At 32.0% G+C, this 25,111-nt stretch carries 24 protein-coding genes; 5 read left to right on the top strand and 19 right to left on the bottom strand.

What is annotated here, in order from left to right; all coding sequences use genetic code 11:
• Nucleotides 1–12: 12 nt before the first annotated feature.
• The 5 genes from ACYQ39_RS12775 to ACYQ39_RS12755 all read right to left on the bottom strand — a co-directional run bounded on the left by ACYQ39_RS12775 (nucleotide 13) and on the right by ACYQ39_RS12755 (nucleotide 6,302).
• Nucleotides 13–2,424: an ATP-binding protein gene (locus tag ACYQ39_RS12775; protein ID WP_459843766.1), complete on the bottom strand. Its 2,412-nt coding sequence runs from the start codon at nucleotides 2,422–2,424 to the stop codon at nucleotides 13–15.
• Nucleotides 2,425–2,682: 258 nt separating this feature from the next.
• Complete coding sequence (pnpS, locus tag ACYQ39_RS12770; protein ID WP_459843763.1) at nucleotides 2,683–4,440, bottom strand: two-component system histidine kinase PnpS; 1,758 nt, start codon at nucleotides 4,438–4,440, stop codon at nucleotides 2,683–2,685.
• A 12-nt stretch (nucleotides 4,441–4,452) separates the two neighbouring features.
• Nucleotides 4,453–5,151, bottom strand: coding sequence for a response regulator (locus tag ACYQ39_RS12765; protein WP_459843760.1), 699 nt, complete (start codon nucleotides 5,149–5,151; stop codon nucleotides 4,453–4,455).
• A gap of 13 nt (nucleotides 5,152–5,164) precedes the next feature.
• On the bottom strand, nucleotides 5,165–5,986 hold the full coding sequence (gene pgeF, locus ACYQ39_RS12760) for a peptidoglycan editing factor PgeF (RefSeq protein WP_459843757.1): 822 nt from the start codon (nucleotides 5,984–5,986) through the stop codon (nucleotides 5,165–5,167).
• A 25-nt stretch (nucleotides 5,987–6,011) separates the two neighbouring features.
• A complete protein-coding gene (locus ACYQ39_RS12755) occupies nucleotides 6,012–6,302 on the bottom strand; it encodes a spore germination protein GerW family protein (RefSeq protein WP_459843755.1) in 291 nt (96 codons plus the stop codon).
• Between the two features lie 237 nt (nucleotides 6,303–6,539).
• On the opposite strand from ACYQ39_RS12755, the gene ACYQ39_RS12750 reads away from it, so the two are divergent.
• Nucleotides 6,540–6,713, top strand: a complete 174-nt coding sequence (locus tag ACYQ39_RS12750; RefSeq protein ID WP_459843753.1) for a hypothetical protein — start codon at nucleotides 6,540–6,542, stop codon at nucleotides 6,711–6,713.
• 64 nt (nucleotides 6,714–6,777) lie between these two features.
• Here ACYQ39_RS12750 and ACYQ39_RS12745 read toward each other — a convergent pair whose 3' ends face one another.
• The 5 genes from ACYQ39_RS12745 to ACYQ39_RS12725 all read right to left on the bottom strand — a co-directional run bounded on the left by ACYQ39_RS12745 (nucleotide 6,778) and on the right by ACYQ39_RS12725 (nucleotide 11,047).
• Nucleotides 6,778–7,056, bottom strand: a complete 279-nt coding sequence (locus tag ACYQ39_RS12745) for an SHOCT domain-containing protein (protein WP_459843751.1) — start codon at nucleotides 7,054–7,056, stop codon at nucleotides 6,778–6,780.
• A 100-nt stretch (nucleotides 7,057–7,156) separates the two neighbouring features.
• Nucleotides 7,157–7,654: a Spy/CpxP family protein refolding chaperone gene (locus ACYQ39_RS12740; protein ID WP_459843749.1), complete on the bottom strand. Its 498-nt coding sequence runs from the start codon at nucleotides 7,652–7,654 to the stop codon at nucleotides 7,157–7,159.
• A 146-nt stretch (nucleotides 7,655–7,800) separates the two neighbouring features.
• Nucleotides 7,801–8,460, bottom strand: a complete 660-nt coding sequence (locus ACYQ39_RS12735) for a PilZ domain-containing protein (protein ID WP_459843747.1) — start codon at nucleotides 8,458–8,460, stop codon at nucleotides 7,801–7,803.
• Between the two features lie 36 nt (nucleotides 8,461–8,496).
• Complete coding sequence (locus ACYQ39_RS12730; protein ID WP_459843745.1) at nucleotides 8,497–10,362, bottom strand: HAMP domain-containing sensor histidine kinase; 1,866 nt, start codon at nucleotides 10,360–10,362, stop codon at nucleotides 8,497–8,499.
• Nucleotides 10,352–11,047 (bottom strand): response regulator transcription factor, encoded by a 696-nt coding sequence (locus ACYQ39_RS12725; RefSeq protein WP_459843743.1) that lies wholly within the window; start codon nucleotides 11,045–11,047, stop codon nucleotides 10,352–10,354. Before ACYQ39_RS12725 ends, ACYQ39_RS12730 begins: the two co-directional genes overlap by 11 nt.
• A 698-nt stretch (nucleotides 11,048–11,745) precedes the next feature.
• On the opposite strand from ACYQ39_RS12725, the gene ACYQ39_RS12720 reads away from it, so the two are divergent.
• Nucleotides 11,746–12,267: a D-glycero-alpha-D-manno-heptose-1,7-bisphosphate 7-phosphatase gene (locus ACYQ39_RS12720; RefSeq protein ID WP_459843740.1), complete on the top strand. Its 522-nt coding sequence runs from the start codon at nucleotides 11,746–11,748 to the stop codon at nucleotides 12,265–12,267.
• Between the two features lie 2 nt (nucleotides 12,268–12,269).
• Here ACYQ39_RS12720 and pdxR read toward each other — a convergent pair whose 3' ends face one another.
• On the bottom strand, nucleotides 12,270–13,739 hold the full coding sequence (gene pdxR / locus ACYQ39_RS12715) for a MocR-like pyridoxine biosynthesis transcription factor PdxR (RefSeq protein WP_459843738.1): 1,470 nt from the start codon (nucleotides 13,737–13,739) through the stop codon (nucleotides 12,270–12,272).
• Nucleotides 13,740–13,924: 185 nt separating this feature from the next.
• Here pdxR and pdxS point away from each other — a divergent pair, with 185 nt between their 5' ends.
• Together pdxS and pdxT are read left to right on the top strand one after the other, a co-directional pair.
• Nucleotides 13,925–14,803, top strand: coding sequence for a pyridoxal 5'-phosphate synthase lyase subunit PdxS (gene pdxS, locus ACYQ39_RS12710; protein WP_459843736.1), 879 nt, complete (start codon nucleotides 13,925–13,927; stop codon nucleotides 14,801–14,803).
• A gap of 10 nt (nucleotides 14,804–14,813) precedes the next feature.
• A complete protein-coding gene (pdxT, locus tag ACYQ39_RS12705; protein ID WP_459843734.1) occupies nucleotides 14,814–15,413 on the top strand; it encodes a pyridoxal 5'-phosphate synthase glutaminase subunit PdxT in 600 nt (199 codons plus the stop codon).
• Between the two features lie 33 nt (nucleotides 15,414–15,446).
• On the opposite strand, the gene ACYQ39_RS12700 is transcribed toward pdxT, so the two are convergent.
• From ACYQ39_RS12700 to pfkB, 8 genes are all read right to left on the bottom strand, one after another.
• Nucleotides 15,447–16,895 (bottom strand): M16 family metallopeptidase, encoded by a 1,449-nt coding sequence (locus tag ACYQ39_RS12700; RefSeq protein WP_459843731.1) that lies wholly within the window; start codon nucleotides 16,893–16,895, stop codon nucleotides 15,447–15,449.
• 42 nt (nucleotides 16,896–16,937) lie between these two features.
• On the bottom strand, nucleotides 16,938–18,281 hold the full coding sequence (locus tag ACYQ39_RS12695; RefSeq protein ID WP_459843728.1) for a M16 family metallopeptidase: 1,344 nt from the start codon (nucleotides 18,279–18,281) through the stop codon (nucleotides 16,938–16,940).
• Nucleotides 18,282–18,359: 78 nt separating this feature from the next.
• Nucleotides 18,360–19,436: a M48 family metallopeptidase gene (locus ACYQ39_RS12690; protein ID WP_459843725.1), complete on the bottom strand. Its 1,077-nt coding sequence runs from the start codon at nucleotides 19,434–19,436 to the stop codon at nucleotides 18,360–18,362.
• 12 nt (nucleotides 19,437–19,448) lie between these two features.
• Entirely contained in the window at nucleotides 19,449–19,769 is a 321-nt protein-coding gene (locus ACYQ39_RS12685; protein ID WP_459843722.1) for a hypothetical protein, read from the bottom strand.
• A 257-nt stretch (nucleotides 19,770–20,026) separates the two neighbouring features.
• Nucleotides 20,027–20,551, bottom strand: coding sequence for a Fe-S-containing hydro-lyase (locus ACYQ39_RS12680; RefSeq protein ID WP_459843720.1), 525 nt, complete (start codon nucleotides 20,549–20,551; stop codon nucleotides 20,027–20,029).
• Between the two features lie 12 nt (nucleotides 20,552–20,563).
• Nucleotides 20,564–21,406 carry a fumarate hydratase gene (locus tag ACYQ39_RS12675; protein ID WP_459843717.1) on the bottom strand — a complete coding sequence of 281 codons (843 nt, stop codon included), beginning with the start codon at nucleotides 21,404–21,406 and terminating at the stop codon, nucleotides 20,564–20,566.
• Nucleotides 21,407–21,500: 94 nt separating this feature from the next.
• Entirely contained in the window at nucleotides 21,501–22,076 is a 576-nt protein-coding gene (locus tag ACYQ39_RS12670; RefSeq protein ID WP_459843714.1) for a M15 family metallopeptidase, read from the bottom strand.
• 220 nt (nucleotides 22,077–22,296) lie between these two features.
• Nucleotides 22,297–23,220, bottom strand: coding sequence for a 1-phosphofructokinase (gene pfkB / locus ACYQ39_RS12665; RefSeq protein ID WP_459843712.1), 924 nt, complete (start codon nucleotides 23,218–23,220; stop codon nucleotides 22,297–22,299).
• Nucleotides 23,221–23,427: 207 nt separating this feature from the next.
• Between pfkB and ACYQ39_RS12660 the strand changes: the two genes are divergently transcribed.
• Nucleotides 23,428–25,065 (top strand): glutamate synthase-related protein, encoded by a 1,638-nt coding sequence (locus ACYQ39_RS12660; RefSeq protein WP_459843710.1) that lies wholly within the window; start codon nucleotides 23,428–23,430, stop codon nucleotides 25,063–25,065.
• The last annotated feature ends 46 nt before the right edge of the window (nucleotides 25,066–25,111 follow it).

Below are 25,111 nucleotides of genomic sequence, written 5' to 3'. Positions count from 1 at the left end.
TTAAACTGATTACTATAAATCATAAATATCTGAAAGTTCTACATCTATTTTATCAATTAACTCCTTCTGCTGTTGAATATGATTAGAATCTAGTCTATCTTCACTTATTACTCTATCTGAAAGTTCTATAATAAACTCTGTACCTACACCATATCTACTATTTACTATAATCTTGCCACCATGTAACTCAACAAGTAACTTAACAATAGATAAGCCTATACCACTGCCCTCGTTATTTCGAGTAAAGGACTTATCCACTTGCCTAAACCTCTTAAAAATATTCTCTTGTTGATCTACTGGTATCCCAACTCCTGTATCTATAACTGAAATTAAAACTTTATCCTTTTGAGTAGAGATATTGACAAATATTTCATCCCCCTCTTCGGTGAACTTAATGGCATTAGATAATAAATTTAGTATTATTCTTTCCATACTAAAAGTATCAAAGGCTACTATCTTCTCTTCTAATTCTGAATTAAACTGCCATCTCCTATCTTTATTATCTATATAGTCTGCTACAGAATAAGTAACCTCTTTTACAGTTTCTACAATATCATGATTAGCTATATTTAACTTAAAAGAATTAGAATTTATCTTTGTAATATCAACTAAATTATTAGTTAATCTTAACATCCTATATCCATTCTGCCTAATAGTCGCAGTATATTTTTTCGCTTTCTGATAAGATTCAGAATCAATATTAGTCTTATGATATAAATCTAACATCTGTAAAGATGAAAAGATTAAATTCAATGGTGTCTTTAGTTCATGAGATAAATTAGCAAAAAACTCTACCTTGAATTTATTATATTCTAGTTCTTCTTTTAACATTTTTTGTTTAGTAACATCAACTCCTGATGCTAATATCCCTTGATTATTATCTTCATTATCTCTTAATAAAGAAATGTGCCAAGCAACTTTTCTTTCTTCATTATTCTTAGTTAAAATAGTCTGTTCAAAATATTCTCTCAACTCTGGTTTTTCATTCATCATAGCTTTAAAGTTATTTTTAGCTTCTTTTGTCTCTTCTTCCTTAGTAAAATTATCGAACCAATTTTTGTCTATCATCTCTTCTTCATCATATTCTAAAATATGACATCCTTTTTTATTAATTAATTCAACTTTTCCCTCCTTATCTAACACTAAAAATATCACTTCAGCTACATCAAGATACTTATGTAATTCATTCTTTTCATGCTTTAATTCTTGATTTAATTGATTCAACTCTTCCATTTTACTATGTAAATTATCTTTCATTATATTAAGAGCTCTAGACAACCTACCAACTTCATCATTAGTTTTAATCTGCAAAGGAGAAATATCTAACTTTTTATCAGCAATTTTTTGAGCAAAATCAGTAGCAGTAATTATAGGTTGTAAAAATTTATTAGAGAAGATTGTAATCATAACAATCATCATACTTGTAAATATAATTATTACTGAAAATACTACCTCATATATATAATATAAATCCTGGTTTAATTTCGATTCTTCCACTCCAAATATAAACTTCCAACCTGTCTGTAAAGATGTATTCACACTTACAAAATAATTTTTATTATTCATATTCACTTTAAAGTTTCCTTGCTCCATTTCAACTATGTTATTTAACTTATCTACTCCAATTTCCGTTATATTTTGAAAATTATATTTAGGCTTTTGAGAATGATTCAAAATAATTCCATCCTTAGTTGTCACAATCACATAACTTTTATTCTTCATGCTAATACTCTTTATTTTATCAACTAAACCTTTCAAACTAATATTAAGACCTAGTACTCCTATAATTTTTCCTTCATTATTTTCCACAGTTGTGACTATGCTAACAGTAGGTATTTTATTGTCTCTATTATTAGCCCATGAATAAGGATTAGTTTCTTGATTATTTCTATAATAGGGTCTGATTATACTAACTTGGCCTTTATTTTTCATAGCCATTTTATAAAAATAACTTTTTCTAGGATCATAATGTTGAGGAACTGATCTACTAGGCCACTGAATATAACCTCCATCTTTAGTTGCTAAATATACATAAGATATATTAGAATGAATCTGAGCAAAACTGGAAAATTTATTATAAATCCTAGTTTCAACTCCTCCATTTTTAACGAGATTCATCTGCAATTCTTTTTCTATTCCCTTATTTACATAAGAAGTAATATCCTTATCTACTTCTTCTACAATATAACTGGATGCTAATGATTTACATTCTCCTTTTATTCTATCAAAGTATACATCAACAGTATTATTTACTTGCTTAATTTCTCTTTTAGTAGCTGCAATAAAATTTTGCTGTAATATACTCTCTGTCTTTTGAATCTGCAAATAACTTAATATGAATACTGGTACTAATATTATTATTAAGAGTACTATAATTAATTTTAGTTTGATGCTACTAAAAATATTTTCAAATTCTTTCTTCATTAATATCTTTCCTTTCAATTATGATTACTTAATATATAATATATTACATCTACTATTAAATTTAGTTAATATGGATTAAAATTCCTTTATGTTCTTTTTATTTTTTACATTACATAAATGATTACATAACTTAGATATATAATAAAAAAACACACCTTTTAGGTGTGCTTTGCATCTAAATTAACAAAATTATTTATTAAATTGGGTTGTTGAGAAAATAACTTCACTATCTAATTTTAATTATAAGAGAATAGAGAACTATAATCTAACAGTAAATTTGGTCCCTTGCTCTAATTCACTTTCTACATTAATTTCTCCACCATGTTGGTCTACTATATGCTTCACAATTGATAGTCCTAGGCCAGTACCTCCTAGCTTACGACTTCTGGCTTTATTGACTCGATAAAATCGTTCAAAAATACGGGAAATATCCTCTTTGGGAATTCCTATCCCGTTATCCTCTACTTCTATTACTATTTCATCATTTTCAGAATAACCTCTAATTTCAACTTTTCCCCCAGAGGGAGTATATTTAATAGCATTATCAACTAAATTAATCATTAGACGAGATAATTGGTCTTGGTTCCCCTGGATTTTAGGTAATTCAAATGGTAAATCTAACTGTAATTCAACTTCTTTCTGTTGAGCTTTTGGCTCTAGAACTGGAATAATATCATTAATTACTGTTACTAAATCTATCTCTTCTTCTATTAAATTATTACCAGCTTCTATCTTAGATAAATCCAATATATCATTAATTAAATGCTCAAGGCGTTCTGTCTCATCACCAATTATCTTTAAGAAAGAATTATAAGTTTCTATATCTAAATCACTCTCTAATAATGTCTCTACATAACCCTTAATTGAAGTCAATGGAGTCTTTAACTCATGGGATACATTACTGACAAACTCTTTTCGCATCTGCTCTAACTTTCTTATATCAGTAATATCTCTTAAGCTAGCTACTACTCCTGTAGCTTGACTCTCTCTCTCTATCGGGGCCAACCTTATTCGAAATATCCTCTCTTCTGGTAATAATAACTCTATTTCTTCAGTTAAAACTTCTCCTGTCTCTAATGCCTCAGTTACCAATTCATCTAGCTTGTAATTTTTAGTAATTTGAATAACTGACTGCCCTAATACATCTTCTTCCTTAACTCCAAAAATCTGTTCTGTAGCTAAATTGATTAAAATAATCTCTCTTGCTTCATTGATAGCAATTACTCCATCACCAATACTAGTAACAATAGCTTCAATCTTACTCTTTTCACTAGATAGCTGCCCCATCTTATTCTTAACTTGATTTACCATATGGTTAAACATCTGGGCCAACCTACCAATTTCATCTCCAGTTTTAACAACTAGTTTCTGATCTAAAAAACCATTAGCTATCCTCTGGGCCACTGCTGTCATTTCACCAATTGGTTCAGTAATTCGCTTAGTAAACTTAAAAGATAATATAATAGAAATTATAAAAGCAGTTACTCCTATCTGAAATAAGACACGCCAAATACCATTATAAAGCTGATTTAACTTATTCAAACTTAAAGCTACCCTAATAATTCCAATTACTTGACCATTATTTTTAATAGGTATAGCTATATATCTCATATCAATTCCTAAAGTAGCACTATACCTTATCTTTTTACCTAACCCTTTATATAAAGCTTGCTGAATTTCAGGTCTAGTTAAATGATTATCCATTGTAGTTGGATCTTCTCTAGAATCTGCTAATACCTTACCATTATCATTAACAACTGTGATTCTGGTCTCTAACTGCTTACCATACTTATCAATCAACTTATCTAATTCTAAAGTATCTCTTCCTTGTATAATAGGCTTAATAATCCCTTTAACTAACTCCATTTCTCCAATTAATTTTTTATCTAACCAATGAGAAAAATAGTTTTCTAAAGATTGTTGTAAAAAGTATCCTGAAAAAACCAAAGTAATAATTAATAAGACTAAATATAAAGTTACAATCTTCCATCTAATACTCTTTAATCTCTGTAGCATATCTTTAACTCCTTATCCTAGATCCCTAAATTTATATCCTACTCCTCTAACAGTTTTAATATAATCTAACTTACTATATTCTCCTAGTTTTTTTCGTAATCTTCTAATATGAACATCTACTGTTCTAGTATCACCTTGATAATCATAACCCCAAATCTCCTTTAACAAATAACTCCGTGAAAATACCTGCCCAAGATTAGTCATTAACACAGATAATAATTCAAATTCTTTAGGGGTTAAATTGACTTCAGATCCCACAATTTCAACTTGATACTTATTCAAATCAAGCTTAACATCTCCTACTTTGATTACATCATCTTTCTGAACAAAATCCTGGGAAGTAACTCGTCGTAAAACTGCTTTAACTCGAGCAATTAACTCTCTAGGACTAAAAGGTTTAGTTATGTAATCATCTGCTCCTAACTCTAGCCCCAATATTTTATCTACTTCTTCTTCTTTAGCAGATAAAATAATAATAGGCAACTTATTAAACTGGTCATTCTTTCTAATCTCTCGACAAATATCAAATCCATCTACTTCAGGTAACATTAAATCTAACACCATTAAGTCAGGGTCTTCTTTCTTTACAACTTCTAATGCTTGCTGTCCATCATAGGCCGTAACAACTTCATAGCCTTTTTCTTCTAGATTAAATTTAACTAGTTGTACTATATTTTCTTCATCATCAACTACTAAAATCTTTGCAGACATACCTAATCCTCCATTACTTTAGTTTTATTAAGCTAGCCATCCTACCAGTCTCTCCTTTATCTCTACGATAGGAATAGAATAAATTTGAATGGCAAGCAGTACATAAGTTGCTATGTATAATATTTCTTCTTTCTACTCCGACTTCCTCTAATTGAACTTGATTTGCTAAACTTAAATCTAATTTCCATTGTTGATCATCTACTTCTTCAACGAATTCTTCCCAATTACTAAATTCTTTTTGCAAAGGATTAATTACTTGCTCATCAACTTGATAACAACACTTTCCTATAGACGGGCCAACTCCTACCAATAGATCACTTAAATTGGTTCCATAGACTTCCTTCATCTGTAAAACTGTCTGTTGTGCAATCTTTTTGACAGTTCCTTTCCATCCAGCATGAACTAAACCAACCACCTCTAAAACTGGATCTAATAAAAGAATAGGGGTACAGTCAGCATAGTAGGAAGTCAATAATATTCCTTTCTTATCAGTTAATAAAGCATCAGTATTCTCTAAAGCAGTATCATAACTCAAAGCCCCACTACCTTTATCTTCTCTATTAATAATTTTAACTCGATCATTATGCAACTGTTTTCCTGCCACTAACTGTTGATGATCACTATCTAATAGATTACAGATTCGTCTTCTATTTTCAACTACATCTTCTTTATTATCAGAGACATGTAGTCCAAGGTTCAAACTGGTATATTCATCTTTACTTACTCCACCTATTTTAGTACTAAAAGCATGTTCCACTAAACCAGTTTCTGAAAATTCCTCGATAATATAATATTTAACTCCATCTTCTATCTTTAATTTAAAAATTTTAATCACCTCTCTAATATTTAATTATAAACTACTAATTGATTACTTCAATCTTCTCTATCACTTCTGGAAATTCTTCTACAATTTGCTCCTTTGAACAATCATCTTGTAAAGGTAGAAAAGATACCTCACCTTGTGGCTTAATAATAACAACTGCTTTAGGAGTTAAATAAGCACCACCTCCACTAGCATTGGTACCACCACCTCCACCAACTAAAATATCTAAGATAGGAATTAAAGTCATATCTTCTACTTGATAAGGTTCACCTATCACTTGTTGATAGTCTATCTGATCTTTCAAATAATCAATAATTCTTTCTTCCATTATATCACCTCATAATAATTAATTAGTTTCAATATTAGTTTATCCTCTTTTTACTATAGTATATTCTTTGATAAACCCTATAATAAATATTGATAGTTAAAAAAACTTCATAACCTAATTTTAATTGCAGAAATGTCACTTTTGTGCCACGTCTATCAGCTATCTGTCGTCTGCTGTGTGCAGATTGATAAAAAACATTCACATGATAAATAATAATTAGAGAAGGAGGAACTTAAAATGTCAAACAAAGACCCTAAGCAATCTAAAGAAGAAATGGAAATAAGCCAAGAATTAGATAACAGAAAGACTGAAGAAATTCTAGAGAAAATTGATGCTGATGAAAAGAATGAACGTCTTAAAGACCCTAAACAGTCTACTCCTAATGCTCGCAGTGATCTACCTAAAGAATAATAAATATAATCTCTCAAAAAATAAAAGAAGAGGTAGATTTTCTACCTCTTCTCAGACTAATCTATTACTGTAATTCTTCTTTGATCTCTTGAAATTCAGTCTTACTAATCTCACCTTGAGCATAACGCCGTCTTGCAATCTCTAAAGCATCATCCTGCTTAGTTCTATTCAATCTTGACTTATTACCAGTAGTATTATTAATCAACTTGTTAATAAAATAAAAAGCACCACCAATAATTATAATCCAAAAAATAGCCATAATTATCATATTCCCCCCTAAAAATCCTCTACCAAAGAATCCACGCATTGGAGAACCCCATCCTCTCATCATACCATGCATCATAATTATCCCTCCCTTTGTAAATAAATCTTAATTTCTACTGCAATCTATTCTAGAAACAATTTTACTATTAACTCATAACAGACAACTCATGACTTAAGTCTTACCAACCCATCATTCTTGTACCACCCCTCATATTAAACCCAGGACAGAAATAACCTGCTCTTGTTCCATTGAAACCAAAACCATAGTCTGCAAACTGCTCTAGTTGGTCATCAGTTAAAACATTTCTTAACTTCCAATAGAAATTAGTTCTTAACTTAATTAGTTTATTTCTTAAACCATTAACTTCTTCTTGCAGCCCTACTACTTTATCTCGACTAGCATTTTGTTCAAAGTACAATTCATGTAATTCATAATTTTTGTCTCTTAACTGATCCATAATATCTTCAGCCTGATGATAATATTCATCTCTCAACTCTTCAATCTGGTTTAGTTGATCATCAGATAGATTCAACTGATATTGATAATAATCTTGGTCATATCTATAACCTCTACCTACTGATCCTTGATTACCAAATCCACCACCATGAGCTAATACTAAAGCAGAACCTGCTACTAATAGTACCAAAATCAATCCTAAACTAACTATCTTTTTCATCACTATCCCCTCCTTACAAAATTTATATTAAATTATCCCTTTCTCTTATCTTGCACTTATAGTATATACCTTAAATATTAAGAAAGTATTAAGAAAATTATAAGATTCTTTAAAGAAAATAAAAAACTTCAGCTGATAGCTGAAGTTTAAAGTTTCCCTTTTATTTTTAATTCTCTCTGTTTTGCAAATACCCATTCAATTATATCTTCTCGCCAAGCCTTAGGTAGGTCAACAAACTCTATTCCTAAATAATAAACTTTCTCTTCTGACTCAGAATCATCTTCTGCTTGTACACGAACTAATCTCCCCTCAACAATATTAAATTCTAAAGAAAAAGAATCAAGTTTTATTTCTAATTCAGCCTCTATATTAATTCCATCTAATTCCTTAGTCATTACCTTCAATCCACCACCACTAATATCTAAAGCTATTGCTTCTTTAAAATCATCTCCTTTATTATCTATTAATTTATACTCTATCTTTTTATAAATAGGGACCCTAACATACCGTCTTCTCTGTACCCTTTCTATACCACTTTCTACAGTTACTAATAGGTATTTTTCTTTAACTTCTTTTACAACTACCCTTAATCTATATAAAGCATTATTATCTATAAAAGATAGAGTCAATAATTGGTTTTCAGCAGTAAGCTCAGTCAAATCAGATTCAGAATGTAACCTAATCTCATCTTTCTTTAAATCAATTATTCGAGCTTTATAATCATCCTCTTGATCAATTCTACTAAGATGTACATACTGACAGACATATAATTTAGAAGACAATATCCACTTGCTCCTTTCTAGCAAAGTCAAACCTCTATATACTAATAATATTAAGTATAATTAAACTTTATTAAACTCTTTATTAGTATTTAAAGGAAGTGAGAAACTAAAGTTACTACCTACTCCTTCTGTACTTTCAACTGTTATCTCTCCATCTAAACCTTCAACTATCTCTTTAACAATTGCCAGACCTAATCCTGTTCCTTCTTCATCTGGACAACGAGCCCGATCAACCTGATGAAATCTTTCCCAAATATAAGGCAACTCTGTCTTAGGAATTCCTACTCCATCATCAATTACTTCAACTACAATTTCATCATCTTTAGATATTACCTTAATCTCAATATTACCATCTGCAGTAGTAAACTTAATAGCATTGCTTAATAGATTAATAACTACTTCTTCTAGTTTCCTAGGATCAGTTTCAATTATCAAGCTATGAGGCATATTAGTAGTTACATCTCTATCTTTCAGTCTCGATTCTAAATTAACTACTACTGATTCAATTAAACTGATTAAATCTACCTCTTCTAATTCAAATTCCATCTGCCCAGACTGTAGACGTGATAAATCTAAAATATTAGTTACTAATTCTGACATCCGATCTGTCTCTCTTAAAACCCTTCTTAAATACTCCTCCTCTAACTGCTCATCATCTATTACTCCATCTAAGATTGCTTCTAGGTAGCCACGTACTGCTGTTAATGGTGTCTTTAGTTCATGAGAAACATTAGCTACAAATAATCGTCTCATTTCATCTAATTTTCTAATTTCAGTCACATCACGAACTAGAATAATTACTCCCCATAGCTTGTCTGTTTTCTCTTCTACAGGAGCAGCTTGAGCTGCAATAATCTGATCTTGCCATTCAAACTCATAACTATTTTCTACTCCTTTAGTTAATACTTCTTCTACTAACTCTACTAATTCTCCTGGGAAATAATGTGAAAATTTTTGATTAATTATCTTTTCTTCAAATTCAAAGATTTCTTCTAACTTTGAATTGGCCAGTACAACTTCTTCATCAATTGTAATTCCCAATACCCCTTCAGTCATACTAGTTAGCATCTCTTCCATTCGACTCTTTTCTGTAGCTAAAGCATTCATATTCTTCTCTAACTGTTGCGACATATAATTAAAACTAGTTCCTAACTCACCAATCTCATCATCAGGTAAATCATTTAATTCTTCTTCAAAATTACCAGCAGCCATTCTTTGAGCTTTATCTTTCATCTCTTGTACAGGGCTAGTAATACCACGAGAAATAAAATAACCTAAAACTAAAGCTAAAATAATAGCTCCTAAAGTAATCTGTAATGTCAAATTTCTAATTCTAAATACCATTTCCTGTAGACCTTGAATAGGAGAGATCAAAAATAATGCTAATTGAGAAGAAGTATAGACTGGAATTCCTACAGCAATTATAGGTTGTTTCAACATTGGACTATTCCCTTGAAAAGTTACCTGTTTTCCTTCTAATACTTTATTTAGCTCATCTTCTAACCCTAACAGCTTTTCTGACCCATGCATCATATGATTAGGTCCTCTCCCGTTCACCTTTGATTTCATCATACCTGGCCCCATCATACCTCGATGCTTCATCATACCATTCATGCCCATAGGTCTATTCATCATTTGTCTCATCTGTCGTCCTTGATTAATAATTCTCCCTTCTGAATTAACAACAACTAGACTGGTATCTAATAACTGTTCTAAATTAGATAGAGACTCAGTAAGCTCCTGCTGATTACTATTAATTTTAATTATCTTACTTACTAACTGTCCTTTTCTAATTAATTCCTCTCTTTTGGACTGAGATAAATAATCTTCTAAGTATTGAGGTAGAAAAATAATCAAAGCAAGTAGAATTAGCAATGGAATTATAATATAACTTCCCATAATCTTCTTAAACAGGCTATTTAGCATCTTTATCTACTACAAACTTGTAGCCTACCCCCCAGACTGTCTGAATAAACCCTAAATCTAACTTATCTCTTAACCAATTGATATGAACATCAACTGTTCTCATATCTCCATAATGATCAACTCCCCAGATTCTATCGTATAACCTCTCTCTTTTAAATACCTGATTAGGATGCTGAGCTAATAATAGTAATATTTCATACTCTTTAGGTGATAATTCAATCTCTATCCCTTCTACTTTAACCTCTCGATTGGCTGGATCAATTACTAAATCTGGGTAAGTTATTAATTTGCGATCTGATTCTTCATTATTACTACTGTTAGACATTCTCTTAAAGATAGCTTTAGCTCTAGCAACTATCTCTCGAGGACTAAAAGGCTTTGTTACATAGTCATCAGCACCTAACTCTAAACCTAACACTCGATCAAACTCTTCCCCTTTAGCAGATAAAAATATAATTGGTACCTCATTATTCTTTCTCAATTCTTTAATTACTTCTAGACCATCAAGTTTAGGCATCATAATATCTAATATAATTAAATCAGGATCATTATCTGCTACCAGCTGTAGTGCTTCTTCACCATCTTGAGCCTTTAATATATTACAACCTTCTTTTTTAAGATACAAACTTATAATTTCATGTACATTCTGATCATCATCAGCAATTAAAATTTCTTTATCTTCCATTTTTATCACCTCAGCTAAAAATTTTCAGTAGATTTATTTTCAATTCAAAAATGAAATATTATCGAGATATTTCGTCACTTTTTAATAAAAAGTTAACTAAAAAAATTGAATTCAAAGACGGTTTCGGAACGGCCTATCGGCCTTCTTCCGAGTACCTTTTGTCAAAATACACCCCAAGAGTACTTCTTCATTTCATTTAGAGCGCAATTAGTAGTCTTTATCATTAATTCAATAATTTTAATCAGCTATATAGTTTAACAATAAATGAATTGAAGTAACTGACTATTTTTCATTTACATCTGATAAAACTACTAAAAAGGTACAAAAAGATTTTTTAGAAAAACAAGTTATGCTTCCTACTATTAAAAGATTACTAGATTATATTCAACACTTTTGATTCATATATTAACTGCTATCTTAAGTAAAAAGTCGCATTGTTTTTCTTATTTAAAATCAAAACCTTTTAAAAATAACAAAATTATTTTTAGTAAAGATACATCTTAGATTTTTATTGGTTTTGACCTTAACTGTACACTGTAAATTGTAAACTGTAAACTGCAGAAATATCTCGATATATTTTAACAATATACCAAAGAAAAGTTACCAATCTGTTTCTAGTATAACAACTAAATATTAAGAAAATATTAAATATATAAGAAAACTAATACTAACACTTTGTTTAAGAAAGGAGACCTAATATGAACAAAGCTGTATTTTTAGATCGTGACGGGGTGATTAATAATTATAAAAAACCAGTTAATACTCCTGAAGACTTAGAATTATATCCTTGGACTGCTAAAGCAATTAAAAGACTCAATCAAAATGGCTATCAAGTTCATATTGTAACTAACCAAGGTGGTATTGAATCTGGTTACTTTACAGAAGAGGATTTAGATAAGATTCATCAACACTTAATTATTACCTTAAAAGAAGACAACGCTATAATAGACGATATTGAATACTGTCCCCATTTTAAGACTGAATGCAACTGTCGCAAACCCAACCCTGGTATGATTCTTAAATTAGCCAATAAATATGATATTGATTTAGATTTATCCTTTATGGTTGGAGATCGTAAATCAGATGTTATTTCTGGTCACAGAGCTGGATGTAGAACTATTAAAGTTGGGGCCAAATATCCAAAAGCCGATTTTTCAGTCGAAAATTTAGCTGATGCTGTTGATGTTATTCTAAAAGTTGAAAGTCCTGTATATAGTTAGACCTAAACTAAAGGCATTACTGAATTATCCCAAGTATCATCTGATTTATTATCTAGCTCTTCTTTCAACACTGTACTCAACCTCTCTATTCCCTCTTTAATTTTTTGATTATCAACTGCTGCTATACTTAATCTAACTTTATTCTTCTGGGGCTGATTAGGATAAAATGCAGCTCCAGGAGCAATATTAACTCCTTTAGCCAGTGCTTTATCCTTAATTTTACTAGTAGATATTCCTTCTGGTAACTCTAACCATAAATTCAATCCACCATCAGGTTTCACAAATTCAATCTCATTAGGTAAATGTTCTTCTAAAGCAGAAATCATACTTTGATACCGGGCTTGATAAGTCTCTTTTAATCTAGCTAACTGCTCTTCCCAAACTTCTTCTTTAAAATAAAGATCTAATACTCGTTGTACCAAACCATCAGTAAAAATATCAGACATATATTTAGATAATAGAATCTCATTAAAATAACGATCAGGAATAATTAAAAAAGCTAACCTTAAACCTGGCATAAAGATTTTAGAGAAACTTTTAATATAAATTACTCTATCACTTCGATCTAATGATTTTAGAGAGTTACTATTCTGTCTTCCATAGTTCAAATCACTTAAACAATCATCCTCAATAATTAATAAATTATATTTTCGGGCCAACTCCATAATCTTCTCTTTCTTAGCTTGTGAATAACTATAACCTGTTGGATTCTGAAAATTAGACATTAAATATAAAAATTTAGGCTTTGTCTCTTCTAATTTAGTTTCCAAATAAGCAGTATCTATCCCATCCTTCTCTAGTGGAATTTCTACTATATTGGCCTGACGCGATTTGAAGACAGAAATAGCCCCTGGATAAGTCGGCTGTTCTACAAAAACAGTATCTCCATAATCTAAGAATGTCTTGGCTAAAATATCAATTCCTTGCTGGGCTCCAGATACTATCTGAATCTCCTCTGGAGAAGATTTAATATTATATCGATCTACATAATTACTAATTGACTTTCGTAAAGGAAGATAGCCTTGACTCTTTTGGTAACCAAAAGCATATCCTCTATCTCTATCTAAAACTTTATTTAATAATTTCTTAAATGGAGCTATAGGAAATAAATCAGGAGTTGGAGCCGCAGTAGCAAAATTAATCTCTCCTGCTTGATCTAATTTAGTATCTTCATCAATATAAATTTGTTGGTCTAAGTCAGCTGCTTCAGCATTTATTTCTATTTCTTCAGCTGGTGCTACAAAGGTACCACTACCTACCTTTTTATAGATTAACTCTTCCTCTTCTAACAAATTGTATCCTTTAACTACTGTTACATTATTAACTCCTAATTGATTAGCTAATCTTCTAATTGAAGGTAATTTAGTATCAGGACTTAACTTACCTTCCTTAACTAAATCTCTAATCTGATTATATAGTTGTAAATATAAATGAATAGAAGAAGACTCATCTAATTGTATCTCTTCTAACATAACAATCACTCCTTTGTTGAATTGTACCCAAACAATTATTAATTATAAATAATTATTGTACCCCTCTTGACAATACAATTTCCTTTTCGTATAATTATTCATGGATACAATGTTAATCATTTCAACATTGCATCGGTACAATATTATACTTTAAAATAAAAGAACTGTAAAGGAGTTGAGTAGAGATGAGTAACCGTTATGAACTAAATAAGAATTTAGCTCAAATGTTAAAGGGTGGCGTCATTATGGATGTTACTACTCCAGAAGAAGCAAAGATTGCAGAAGAAGCAGGAGCAGTAGCAGTTATGGCTTTAGAAAGAGTTCCAGCTGATATTAGAAAAGAAGGTGGCGTAGCTAGAACATCTGACCCGGCTATGATTAAAGAGATTATTGATTCAGTCTCTATCCCAGTAATGGCTAAGGCAAGAATTGGACACTTTGTGGAAGCTCAAATTTTAGAAGAAATTGGAGTCGATTACATAGATGAAAGTGAAGTATTAACTCCAGCTGATGAGGACAATCATATTGATAAGACTGAATTTGATGTACCATTTGTCTGTGGAGCTACTAGCCTAAATGAAGCTTTACGTAGAATTGGCGAAGGAGCTAGTATGATGCGAACTAAAGGAGAAGCAGGAACAGGTAATGTAGTAGAAGCAGTTCGTCATATGCGAAAAGTTAACTCTCAAATCAGACAACTAACTACTATGGATAGTGAAGAATTAATGGCTGCTGCTAAAGAGATGAGAGCACCATTTGATCTAGTAAAGTATGTAGCTGAAAATGGTGAATTACCTGTTATCAACTTTGCTGCTGGTGGCGTTGCTACTCCAGCTGATGCGGCAATGATGATGCAACTTGGCTGTGATGGTGTCTTTGTTGGATCTGGAATCTTTAAGTCAGGTGACCCTGCAGAAAGAGCTGATGCTATTGTCAAGGCTACTGCTCACTATAATGACCCCGCTGTTATCGCTGAAGTTTCTGAAAATCTCGGCGAGGCCATGGTAGGAATAAATATTGATACTCTAGATGAAGATGAAAAGTTGGCCCATAGAGGATGGTAGTGGTATCACAATGATTACAATAGGTGTCTTAGATCTACAAGGGGGAGTCAAAGAACATCTTGAACTATTAGAACAGATTCCAAATGTTACTCCTTTTCCTGTTAAAAAGAAGGAAGAATTTAATAAATTAGATGGCTTAATCTTACCTGGTGGCGAAAGTACTACTATGGGAAAATTACTCAATATTTTCAATTTAAAAGAACCGATTATTGAATTAGCTAATAAAGGAGTTCCTATCTGGGGTACTTGTGCAGGAATGATTCTATTAGCTAAAGAAATAGAAGATGGAGATAGTCATCTTAATCTAATGAATACTAGCATTAAAAGAAATGGTTATGGCAGTCAATTAGATAGTTTTAAGACTACAGCTATAATCCCACAGGTAACAGATAAAGAGATACCTTTAGTCTTTATTAGAGCACCTTATGCTACTAAGACAAGTAATAATGTAGAAATATTATTAAAACTAAAAGATAAGATTGTAGCAATGGAAGAAGATAATCTACTAGCTACTTCTTTCCATCCAGAGTTAGAAGGTGACTTAAGTTTTCATCAATACTTTGTAGATAAAGTTAAATCTTATCTTAATACCAAACAAAAAGTAATATAAAAAAAGGCCAACTCTAGAGTTGGCCTTTTTTTATTAATCAATCTCAATTACTTTTACATCAATCTCTTGTTCTTTGAATTGAGGTAATATATCTTTCTTATTACCTACAATTACTGTTAGAAATTGATCAGGACGGCTATATTGAGCAAATACTTGTTGAACTTCACTCTGATCTAAAGTATTATATTTTTCTATAAACTGATTCATATAATCCACTTCTCTATTTCTTAACTCTACATTATACATTACTTCATTTAAAACTTTTAACTTAGACTGATAACTCTTAGGAAAAAGAGCATTATACAGATTAACAACTTCAAATAATTCCTCTTCTGTTATTTCTTGCTCTCCTTGCTTAATAGTTATCATCTCTCTTTTAATACCTTGAATCACTTCATCAATCTTACTTGGTTTTGCCTCAGTAGCCACATAGTAAACTCCACCTAGTTGTTGATAACTGCTTTTAGCATGAATACCATACACATAACCTTTCTCAGTTCTCAAGTTCTCCATTAATCGACTACTAAAACTACCTCCACCATAAACTCGATTAGCTATCTTAAATGGTACTCTATCTTTGAATTTATAATCGAAGAAATTATAACCCATCTTTATCCTAGCCTGAGTAGCATCAGGTTTATTAACCAAGATTACTTCTCCATCATCAGTGTCTCTTTTTATCTCTGGCTTTCTTAAATTCAACTCTTTAGCTGACCACTTACTAAAGGTCTTCTTAATTAGATTCTCCATTTGAGTAAGATCTATATCACCAACAATACCTAAAACTATATTATTTGGAGCAATAGTCTGCTTATAAAACTTATTTAAGGTCTTAGGTGTAATATTTGCTAAAGCTTTTCTTCTTAAATTAAGATTATAGTCAAAAGAATAAGGATGGTCCTGATAAATATGTTTGTAAAAATACATATTTAATAAGGCTCGTTCTTGTGTTCTAGCTTGAGCTAACCCTCGTAAAGTCTCTCGTTTGATTCGTTTAAAGTATTGAGCTTTGAAATTAGGATTCTGCAGTATATCAGCTAATACTCTAATCAGTTCCTTCTGATCTTTACTTAAAGAGTTCCCAGAAAATTTAAAGTAATCTTTTCGAGACTTAAAATTAAGGTCTATACTATGTAGTTCTTTATACTTAGCAAGTTCTTGTTCATTAAAATTATCAGTTCCTGTATTCATCATCTCTAGCATTAAACTAGAAATACCTGCTATCTCTCTTCTTTCCTGTTTATTACCGCCTTTAATATAACCAGTCAATTCTACTAGTGGTAACTGATCATCTTTTACTAAATATACAACTAGACCATTATCTAATTCAACCCGCTTATAATCAGGAATATCTATCTTAGGAATGGGATTCTTATTCTGGGCCAAATTCTTGAATAACTGTTGACTGAAACTAGTTTGAGCATAAGAATCTTGAATAAATACTATAGATATAATAAGTAATAAAGTTAACATTATTGTCATTAGTTTTTTCACCCTCTATCACCTCACAAATAGTAATTTTTTCTATTTCTTCGGTACTACATAACCTACTGTTCTATTGTCCTTTTTAAAGTATTTCTTAGCTACTCTAATAATATCCTCTTTAGTTAAATTATTTAGCCACTTAATCTTTTTTTGGTATAATTGAGGATCATTATACCTTACTACATCTTTAATTATTCTACGTGCTGCAGTAGATGTATGTTTTTGACTTTTAATGATACTCTTAAGAGCAGATTTCTTAACTATCTTTAGTTCTTCATCAGTTATACCCTGCTCTATCAATTTTTTTAATTCTTGATCAAAAGCTGTCTGGACTTGATCTATAACCTTCTCTGACATAGGTATTGTATAAATCATAGCAAAAGCTGGTCTACGCAAAGCAACAGTAAAACCTCCTGTCTGGAGAATCAAACTTTTCTTCTGTTTTAGTTCGTTCTTAATTCGAGAAGTTGAATTATTGACTAAAATCTCAAGCAGGGCTTGAATAGCAACTAAATCACGATGGTCTCCGGCTGGAATCTTATACATCATTTCGATAAATGGTACTTTAGTTATCTTTTCTAAAGTAATTGTTCGCTCTTCTGTCTGTTTATCTTCTATTCTCTTCAGCCTTTTAACTGGTTGGGGCTTATAATCTCCATAATATTTCTTAGCTAATTGATATACTTCTTTAGGATTAACATCACCTGATACTGCTAAGACTGCATTATTAGGAGCATAATATCTATGGTAATAGTCTCTTATATCTTCTACTGTTATCTGATTTAAATCTTTTCTCCAACCAATTATCTGATGTTTCAGTGGCGAGTTAGGAAAGGCTTTCGCCTGTACCTTCTCTAAACTAGACTGGAAGATATTATTCTCTACTCTCTTCCTTCGCTCTTGCTTAACAACTTTCTTCTCTCGCTTAAACTCCTGAGGGTTAATATTTAAATTTCTCATTCGATCAGATTCAATGGCCATAGCTAATTCTAGTTTAGCTGATGGTAATTCTTCATAGTATTGGGTATAATCATAATTAGTTCCTGCATTATTGACACCACCAGCTGACTTAACTAGTTTATGTATTTGATTCTTATCTAATGTTTCTGTTCCTAAAAACATCATATGTTCTAATAAATGTGAAATACCTGATATTCCTTCTGGTTCATCAATGGAACCTACCTTATACCAAGCTGAAAAATTGACTAAAGGAACTTTATGGTCCTCAAAAACATAAATTTGTAGTCCATTATCCAACTTAAAATGTGAATAATCAACCTTTGGAATAAATATTTCTTTAGATTGATTTTGAGCTAATACTGAGATTGTCAATCCATTAACTAATAATAAAAGACTTAATATCAACAGAGTCATCTTTCTCATCATTACTCCCTCCCAAATGAGTTCAATATACTAAAACTATAACAGATATAACATTAACTTACAAATCTTCAACTTCATCTAATAAACAAATGGTCCTCTAGCAATTCGCCATCCATACTTACCAGCTATTAAATCAATTGCTAACACTAAATCATTAGATAGAGAAATAGCTACTCGTGATGTACCTTCAACTTGATTTCTTAATTGTAAGGTATAAGCAGATTTATTTTCTAATTGATTAATTCTACTTACTACCTTCTGATATCTTTCTTGCTGTTGAGATGCTTTAATTGATAACTGCTTTCTAACTTCTCTAGTATAAGTATCATAAATAACATCTATATCTTCTTTTAATAAGCCTTTAGTAAATCTACGTGCTGTAGCAAGTGGAGAATTATAGAGCTGATTAGCCTGTTTTAATTGATTGACTAATTGAGATAAATAGTCAATCCGATTATCTAAATTAGGATGATCAGAAACAACCTCTAGTAGTTCTGAATCAGTTGGCCCGTTTTGGTTTCTTTTAAGCAATCTCATGACTTCTACTGTACCTTGAGGATCATAACCTGCTCGCTGAGTTAAAAAGACTGAATATCTATCAGCTTCCTTCTCCTGTTTTCTACTATACCCTTTTTGGAGTAGATTAAAAGCTATAGTGGTTATTAACCCAGGACGTTCTTGATTAATCTTACCATCATTTATTAAATCAATTAAAGCATTTCCTAACTGCATAGTCTGAATTAATTCCAAATTATCTTGAATATCATCATTGACTCCATGTCCTAACTCATGGGCTATGATTGCTGCCAACTGCTTATCATTCTCTACTTTATTTATAAGTCCTTCAAATATTACTAACTGTCCAGCACCTAAGTAAGCAGCATTCATGACTGGAGCGGCAATTACATCATATTTAAAATTTAATTCTGGGTCATCTAATTTAGCTTTTCCAGCTAAGTCAGAAAAAATTTGATCAATTCTTCTTTTTTCTTCAGATTTCAAGTAGGCTCGACCATATTCATTAATATATCTCTTCAAGTTCTTCTTAGCTATCTTCTTTTCTCCTGCTGAGACTGCTTCTACAGATAAGCTAATTGAGACTAGTAAGCAAGCTAATAATATACCAATCAAGATACCTTTCTTTAATTTTAACATCTCTCTCTCCTCCTATAAGCTAACATCAACTGAATTGGTTTCTCTAGTATTAACCTTAACTTTTAATTCTTTTTTAGTATTTTGTCCAATAACTTTAACCCTATAAATTCCTGTTGGTAGACCTTTAAATTGAACCATTCCTTTAGTAGTATAACCAAATTTAACTCTTTCTCCATAATCAGTTGCATAAATTCCAACATAAATATCATTCTGTAATTCTTGTTGCTGATTAGAAACAGATACCACTAAACTTCCTACTCCTTGACTATTACAAGCTGTTAAAAATAAGACTAAGATCAATAATATAACCCCTAAACTTAATCTTCTTCTCATAAATTTTCACCTCAACCTAAATTAATACTCTCCTATATAAAGGATATGATACCAACTATCTAATTTCCTCTTTAAAATATAAGTTAATAAATATCTATAAGTAAAAAGACATACCAATATTGGCATGTCCTTAGTTAATAAAGCCAGTCTTCAAGCTCTTTATATTCAAAATTTAATCTTCATAAATGCTCTTACTTTAAGATTTTTAGTTTTGGTATTGAATTAACTCACAACTCATAACCCATGGCTCACGACTATTAATATAAACTATTGCCTTGACTATCAATAGCCACAACTACTGGAAAGTCTTCTACTTTTAACTTTCTAACTGCCTCTGTACCTAAATCCTCATAAGCAATTATCTCAGACTCTTTTATTTTCTGCGCAATTAAAGCTGCTGCTCCTCCAATTGCTGCAAAATAAACTGCTCCTTCTTCTTGCATAGTTTCTACTACTTGTTCATTTCGCTCTCCTTTACCAATCATACCTCTTAAACCTTCTTTAATTAATCTTGGGGCAAAAGGGTCCATTCTATAACTAGTAGTTGGCCCGGCTGAACCAATAGCTTTATCAGGTTTAGCTGGAGCTGGGCCAACATAGTAGATTACCTGTCCTTCTAACTCCATTGGCAATTCTTTATCTTCTTGCAAAGCATCTACTAACCTAGCATGTGCTGCATCACGGGCTGTATAGATTGTCCCTGATAGTAATACTCGATCTCCAGCTGCTAGATTTCTAACTTCTTCTTCTGATAATGGCATTTCTAATTTAATATTACTCATCTACTCTCCTCCTTAACCTAAAACTCGCTCTTTATGTCTAGTTACATGACAATTAATATTAACTGCTACTGGTAAACCTGCTATATGAGTTGGAAATGTCTCTATATTGACTGCTAAAGCTGTTGTTTGACCACCAAATCCTTGCGGGCCAACTCCTAATTCATTAATCTCCTCCAATAACTCATCTTCTAAGTTAGCTGTATCTTCATCTTCACTATCGACACCTAGTGGTCTTAACAGTGACTTTTTAGCCATTAGGGCTGCTTTCTCAAAAGTTCCTCCAATTCCTACCCCTACTACTACTGGTGGACAAGGGTTGGCCCCTGCATCCTTAACTACCTGCCGGACAAAATCCTTAACTCCTTCTTTACCATCTGTTGGTTTTAACATCTTGATCTGACTCATATTCTCACTACCAAAGCCTTTAGGAGCTACTGTCAACTTTAATTTATCTCCTGGTACTAGTTCTGTATGAATTACTGCTGGGGTATTGTCTTCTGTATTATTTCTCTCTAAAGGGCCTGCTACTACTGATTTACGTAAATAGCCTTCCTTATATCCTTCTCTGACTCCTTGATTAATAGCCTTTTTTAAATTTCCACCTTCAATTTTAGCATTCTGACCTAATTCAACAAAGACTACTGTCATACCTGTATCTTGACAGACTGGCATTCTCTCTTCTTTAGCAATCTCTGCATTCTCAATTAACTGTTCTAAAATCTCTTGAGCTACTGGCGAATCTTCTCTTTCTAAAGCTTGCTGATAACCCTTAATTACATCAGCACCTAACTCAAAATTTGCTTTTTGACACATCTTTGCTACTGTTTCTGTAATAGTATCAACATGAATAGCCATTATTCTCCTCCTAAACTGCTCTAATTGCTTTTATCTATCTTTTTCCTGAAAAATACTTCAAACCCTTTAAAAAACCAAAAATGACCAACTTATCTTACAATATTTCTTCTAAATACTCTTCTAGTGTTATATCTCTCATTGATATTTCTTCTGCTGTATTTTGGCCCACATAACGAAGGTGCCATGGTTCATACTTATACCCCGTAATATCTTCTTTTCCTTTAGGATAACGAATTATAAAACCAAATTTGTAAGCATTATTCTTAATCCACTCTCCTTCCTCTGTTACTCCAAACTCCTGTATTAATTGAAAGTCTACTGTTGGACTAGTCACATCCATTGCCAATCCAGTCTGATGTTCACTCTCTCCTGGTCGGGCACTAAATTGATTGGCCTGTCTCTCACCATACTTTTTAGATTTAGTGCTAAAGATCTTCTCCTGTCTCTTATATGATCTATATCCAGATGTTGCATATAAATCAATATTTTCTTCTGCTGCTTTAAATAACTTTTCTAAAGCATTTGCTGCCTCTTCCTGCATTAACTTTTTTTGATGATATTCAGTAAAAGAAAAAGGAACATCTGGCATTATAAGATTATCTGGAACATAATCAGCCGGTAATCTATTTTCCTTATTAACTAACATTAAATTATTTTTTAAATCTGACACTTTAATCCCCCTTATCTCTTAGTAGTTAAATATCATTGGTATTATGTGTCAGTGACAAGTAACAAGAACTAAAATAGTATAGGTTTACCTATCACTTGTTACCTGTCACTATAATATATAACTTTAGGACTAAAGATCAGCTACTAATATAAGTATGCAATAAATTAAAATCAGATACTCTCTATATTCTTAAATTTTTAATCCTCTCAGATTATTTTAACTATAGTTTTTTAATTTCTACCTGATCAATCACTTCTTTAGTCTCCTCTAATCCACCAACTTCTGAACCTGGCTGTAATATAGTAGCTACACTGACAGCTGTAGCAAATTTAAGCATATCCACAGGAGATTTATCTTCTAAATAACTCACTGCCATTCCTGCTACCATACTATCTCCTGCTCCTACTGTACTAACAGGATCAACCACTGGTGGATTAGCCTGTAGAATTTGACCTTCTGTAACTAAAATAGCACCTTCGGAACCTAGAGAGACCAATACTAGTTTAATCCCTTGCTTCACTAATTTTTGTCCTACCTCTATTACTTGAGACTGAGACATCTTCTGCTCATAAATCTCTTCTAATTCATGAATATTAGGCTTAATTAAAGTAGGTTGAACTTCTAAAGCTGACTTTAATGGTTGACCAGATGTATCTAAAAAAACCTTTACTTTATCTTGACCAATCTCTTTAATTAAATCATGATAAAAGTCCTGAGGTATACTAGGAGGTAGACTACCTGCTAAAACAATAACCTCGCTAGTAGCTACTGAATCTAATACTTTCTTCTTCACTTCAACCAATACATCTTCTGAAATATTAGCACCTTGTTGATTAATTTTTGTTTCGTCACCTGATTCATCCACTACCTTTAAGTTGGTTCTAGTTTCTCCATCTATCCAGCTAATATCAGCTGGAATCTTTCGTTTCTCTAAAAATCGATTAATATACTCTCCACCTGATCCCCCTAAACAAGCAATTGCTTTAGCTTTTTGACCTAACTTAACAACATCTTTAGCAACATTTATTCCCTTACCTGCTGCATCTTTACGTCTAAACTCTACTGAGTTGACTGCTCCTATTTCTAACTGACTAGTTTCAACTGTGTAATCAACTGCTGCATTAATAGTTAACGTAGTAATCAATTTTTATCCTCCTTAAAAATAATTATTTTAAAAAAACTATTATAAATTTATTCATTTTATAAAAATGGTTTTATTTCAATATATTAGTTGTTATAATCATATTAAGTCATCCTTTCTAGTTTATTATTTACTAAATACTTAGATAATACTAGAAATAGATGATTTTTATATTTATTTATAATGAGAATTTGAGGAGGAGAGAAGTTAATGCAGTGGAGAAAGAGAAATGATGCCCTGGGAACAGTAAATCGTGGTAATCCTTGTGAATCTGGACTTTGTACTCTATGTCGAGCAGATTGTAAAGGAAAATGTGAAACTTGGCTATCTTCCTTAGAAGGACGAAAGGTATTATATCCAAGAGACTTTGGAGAAATAACTTCAGGTAGTAATAATATCTCACCAAAGGGAGTTGGCTATCATAGTTTAAGAATTCAAGGCTATACTCATAATGCCCAAGGACTTCCTACAGGACTTAGCAATAGTGCTGATGACTGTATATTCTCTAATGTAGATACTACAACAGAATTTGGTAATCAGATTAAGACCAAGTCTACCCTACCAATTATGACTGGTGCTTTAGGATCTACCTTTATTGCAGAAAAATACTGGGAGTCTTTTGCTATTGGCGCAGCTCTAGTTGGCTTTCCTATTGTAATTGGTGAAAATGTAGTAGGAGTAGACCAAGAAGCAGAACTGAAAAATGGTAGAGTAGTCAAAGCTCCCGAATTAGACTATAGAATAAAGACTTACCAGAAATATGCTGGTGAAAATGGAGCTATCTTTGTTCAATTAAATGTTGAAGATACAAGAAATGGTGTAGCAGAATATATCAGTAATAATTATGGCGATGATGTAATTATTGAATTAAAGTGGGGCCAAGGAGCTAAAGATATTGGTGGAGAAATTCAAGTTAAGAGTTTAGAGTATGCTAAATTCTTAGCAGATAGAGGCTATGTTGTCGACCCTGACCCTAATATTGAAGCCAACCAAAAAGCCTTTAAGTCAGGTGCTATCAAAAGCTTTGCTCGTCACAGTAGATTAGGAGGTACTGATGCCAGTAATCCTGAAGCTCTACGAAAAGACTTTATGGAATCAGTTGACTATTTAAGATCACTAGGCTTTAAAAGAATATCTTTAAAGACTGGTGCTTATGGTATGAAAGGATTAGCTATGGCCCTCCGTTTTGCTGCTGATGCTAAATTAGATTTAGTTACTATAGATGGTGCTGGTGGAGGAACAGGTATGAGCCCTTGGAATATGATGCAAAATTGGGGTATTCCTTCCTTACAGTTACATACTAAGGCTATTGAATATGCTGATATCCTAGCCGAGGAAGGAATTGAAGTACCTGATCTTTCATTAGCTGGTGGATTGGCTAGAGAGGATCATATCTTTAAAGCTCTAGCTTTGGGTTCCCCTTATGTTAAGATGGTCTGTATGGGACGGGCTCCTATGATTGCAGGTTTTTTAGGCTCTAATATTGAAGGTGTCTTCCATCCTGAAAAAAAGGAAGAACTAAATGCTAACTGGGATAACTTACCTAAGACAGTTAAAGATATAGGTAACACCCCAGAAAGCATCTTTGCTGGTTGGCATGATGTAGCTGAGAAGGTAGGTACAGATGAAATAGATAATATTCCATTTGGAGCTATAGCTCTTTGGAATCTAGCTGATAAATTAAAGGCTGGATTACAACAGTTTATGGCTGGAGCTAGAAAGTTCAATCTAGATGCAATTGATCGGTCTGATCTAATGGCAGGTAATCGAGAAACAGCAGAAGTAACTGGTATCCCTTACATGACTGAAGCCCTTGATGAAGAGGCAAAAGAAATACTAAGAAAGTAAAAATTAAACTATAAAGGCCCTGGAATTAATCCAGGGCCAACTTGAT

It is taken from the genome of Halanaerocella petrolearia, assembly GCF_054657875.1.
The sequence above is the reverse complement of the archived record's forward strand: the minus strand, read 5'-3'. Positions and strand labels throughout refer to the sequence as shown.

What these genes read in the sequence shown, in the direction of transcription:
- ACYQ39_RS12775 (WP_459843766.1), bottom strand. Translation starts at nt 2,424, where the DNA reads ATGAAGAAAGAATTTGAAAATATTTTTAGTAGCATCAAACTAAAATTA.
- ACYQ39_RS12680 (WP_459843720.1), bottom strand. Translation starts at nt 20,551, where the DNA reads ATGAGTAATATTAAATTAGAAATGCCATTATCAGAAGAAGAAGTTAGA.
- ACYQ39_RS12765 (WP_459843760.1), bottom strand. Translation starts at nt 5,151, where the DNA reads ATGTCTGCAAAGATTTTAGTAGTTGATGATGAAGAAAATATAGTACAA.
- ACYQ39_RS12730 (WP_459843745.1), bottom strand. Translation starts at nt 10,362, where the DNA reads ATGCTAAATAGCCTGTTTAAGAAGATTATGGGAAGTTATATTATAATT.
- ACYQ39_RS12745 (WP_459843751.1), bottom strand. Translation starts at nt 7,056, where the DNA reads ATGATGCATGGTATGATGAGAGGATGGGGTTCTCCAATGCGTGGATTC.
- ACYQ39_RS12740 (WP_459843749.1), bottom strand. Translation starts at nt 7,654, where the DNA reads ATGAAAAAGATAGTTAGTTTAGGATTGATTTTGGTACTATTAGTAGCA.
- pdxT (WP_459843734.1), top strand. Translation starts at nt 14,814, where the DNA reads ATGATTACAATAGGTGTCTTAGATCTACAAGGGGGAGTCAAAGAACAT.
- pdxR (WP_459843738.1), bottom strand. Translation starts at nt 13,739, where the DNA reads ATGTTAGAAGAGATACAATTAGATGAGTCTTCTTCTATTCATTTATAT.
- ACYQ39_RS12690 (WP_459843725.1), bottom strand. Translation starts at nt 19,436, where the DNA reads ATGTTAAAATTAAAGAAAGGTATCTTGATTGGTATATTATTAGCTTGC.
- ACYQ39_RS12720 (WP_459843740.1), top strand. Translation starts at nt 11,746, where the DNA reads ATGAACAAAGCTGTATTTTTAGATCGTGACGGGGTGATTAATAATTAT.
- pnpS (WP_459843763.1), bottom strand. Translation starts at nt 4,440, where the DNA reads ATGCTACAGAGATTAAAGAGTATTAGATGGAAGATTGTAACTTTATAT.
- ACYQ39_RS12755 (WP_459843755.1), bottom strand. Translation starts at nt 6,302, where the DNA reads ATGGAAGAAAGAATTATTGATTATTTGAAAGATCAGATAGACTATCAA.
- ACYQ39_RS12750 (WP_459843753.1), top strand. Translation starts at nt 6,540, where the DNA reads ATGTCAAACAAAGACCCTAAGCAATCTAAAGAAGAAATGGAAATAAGC.
- ACYQ39_RS12660 (WP_459843710.1), top strand. Translation starts at nt 23,428, where the DNA reads ATGCAGTGGAGAAAGAGAAATGATGCCCTGGGAACAGTAAATCGTGGT.
- ACYQ39_RS12685 (WP_459843722.1), bottom strand. Translation starts at nt 19,769, where the DNA reads ATGAGAAGAAGATTAAGTTTAGGGGTTATATTATTGATCTTAGTCTTA.
- ACYQ39_RS12675 (WP_459843717.1), bottom strand. Translation starts at nt 21,406, where the DNA reads ATGGCTATTCATGTTGATACTATTACAGAAACAGTAGCAAAGATGTGT.
- ACYQ39_RS12695 (WP_459843728.1), bottom strand. Translation starts at nt 18,281, where the DNA reads ATGAGAAAGATGACTCTGTTGATATTAAGTCTTTTATTATTAGTTAAT.
- pdxS (WP_459843736.1), top strand. Translation starts at nt 13,925, where the DNA reads ATGAGTAACCGTTATGAACTAAATAAGAATTTAGCTCAAATGTTAAAG.
- ACYQ39_RS12725 (WP_459843743.1), bottom strand. Translation starts at nt 11,047, where the DNA reads ATGGAAGATAAAGAAATTTTAATTGCTGATGATGATCAGAATGTACAT.
- ACYQ39_RS12700 (WP_459843731.1), bottom strand. Translation starts at nt 16,895, where the DNA reads ATGACAATAATGTTAACTTTATTACTTATTATATCTATAGTATTTATT.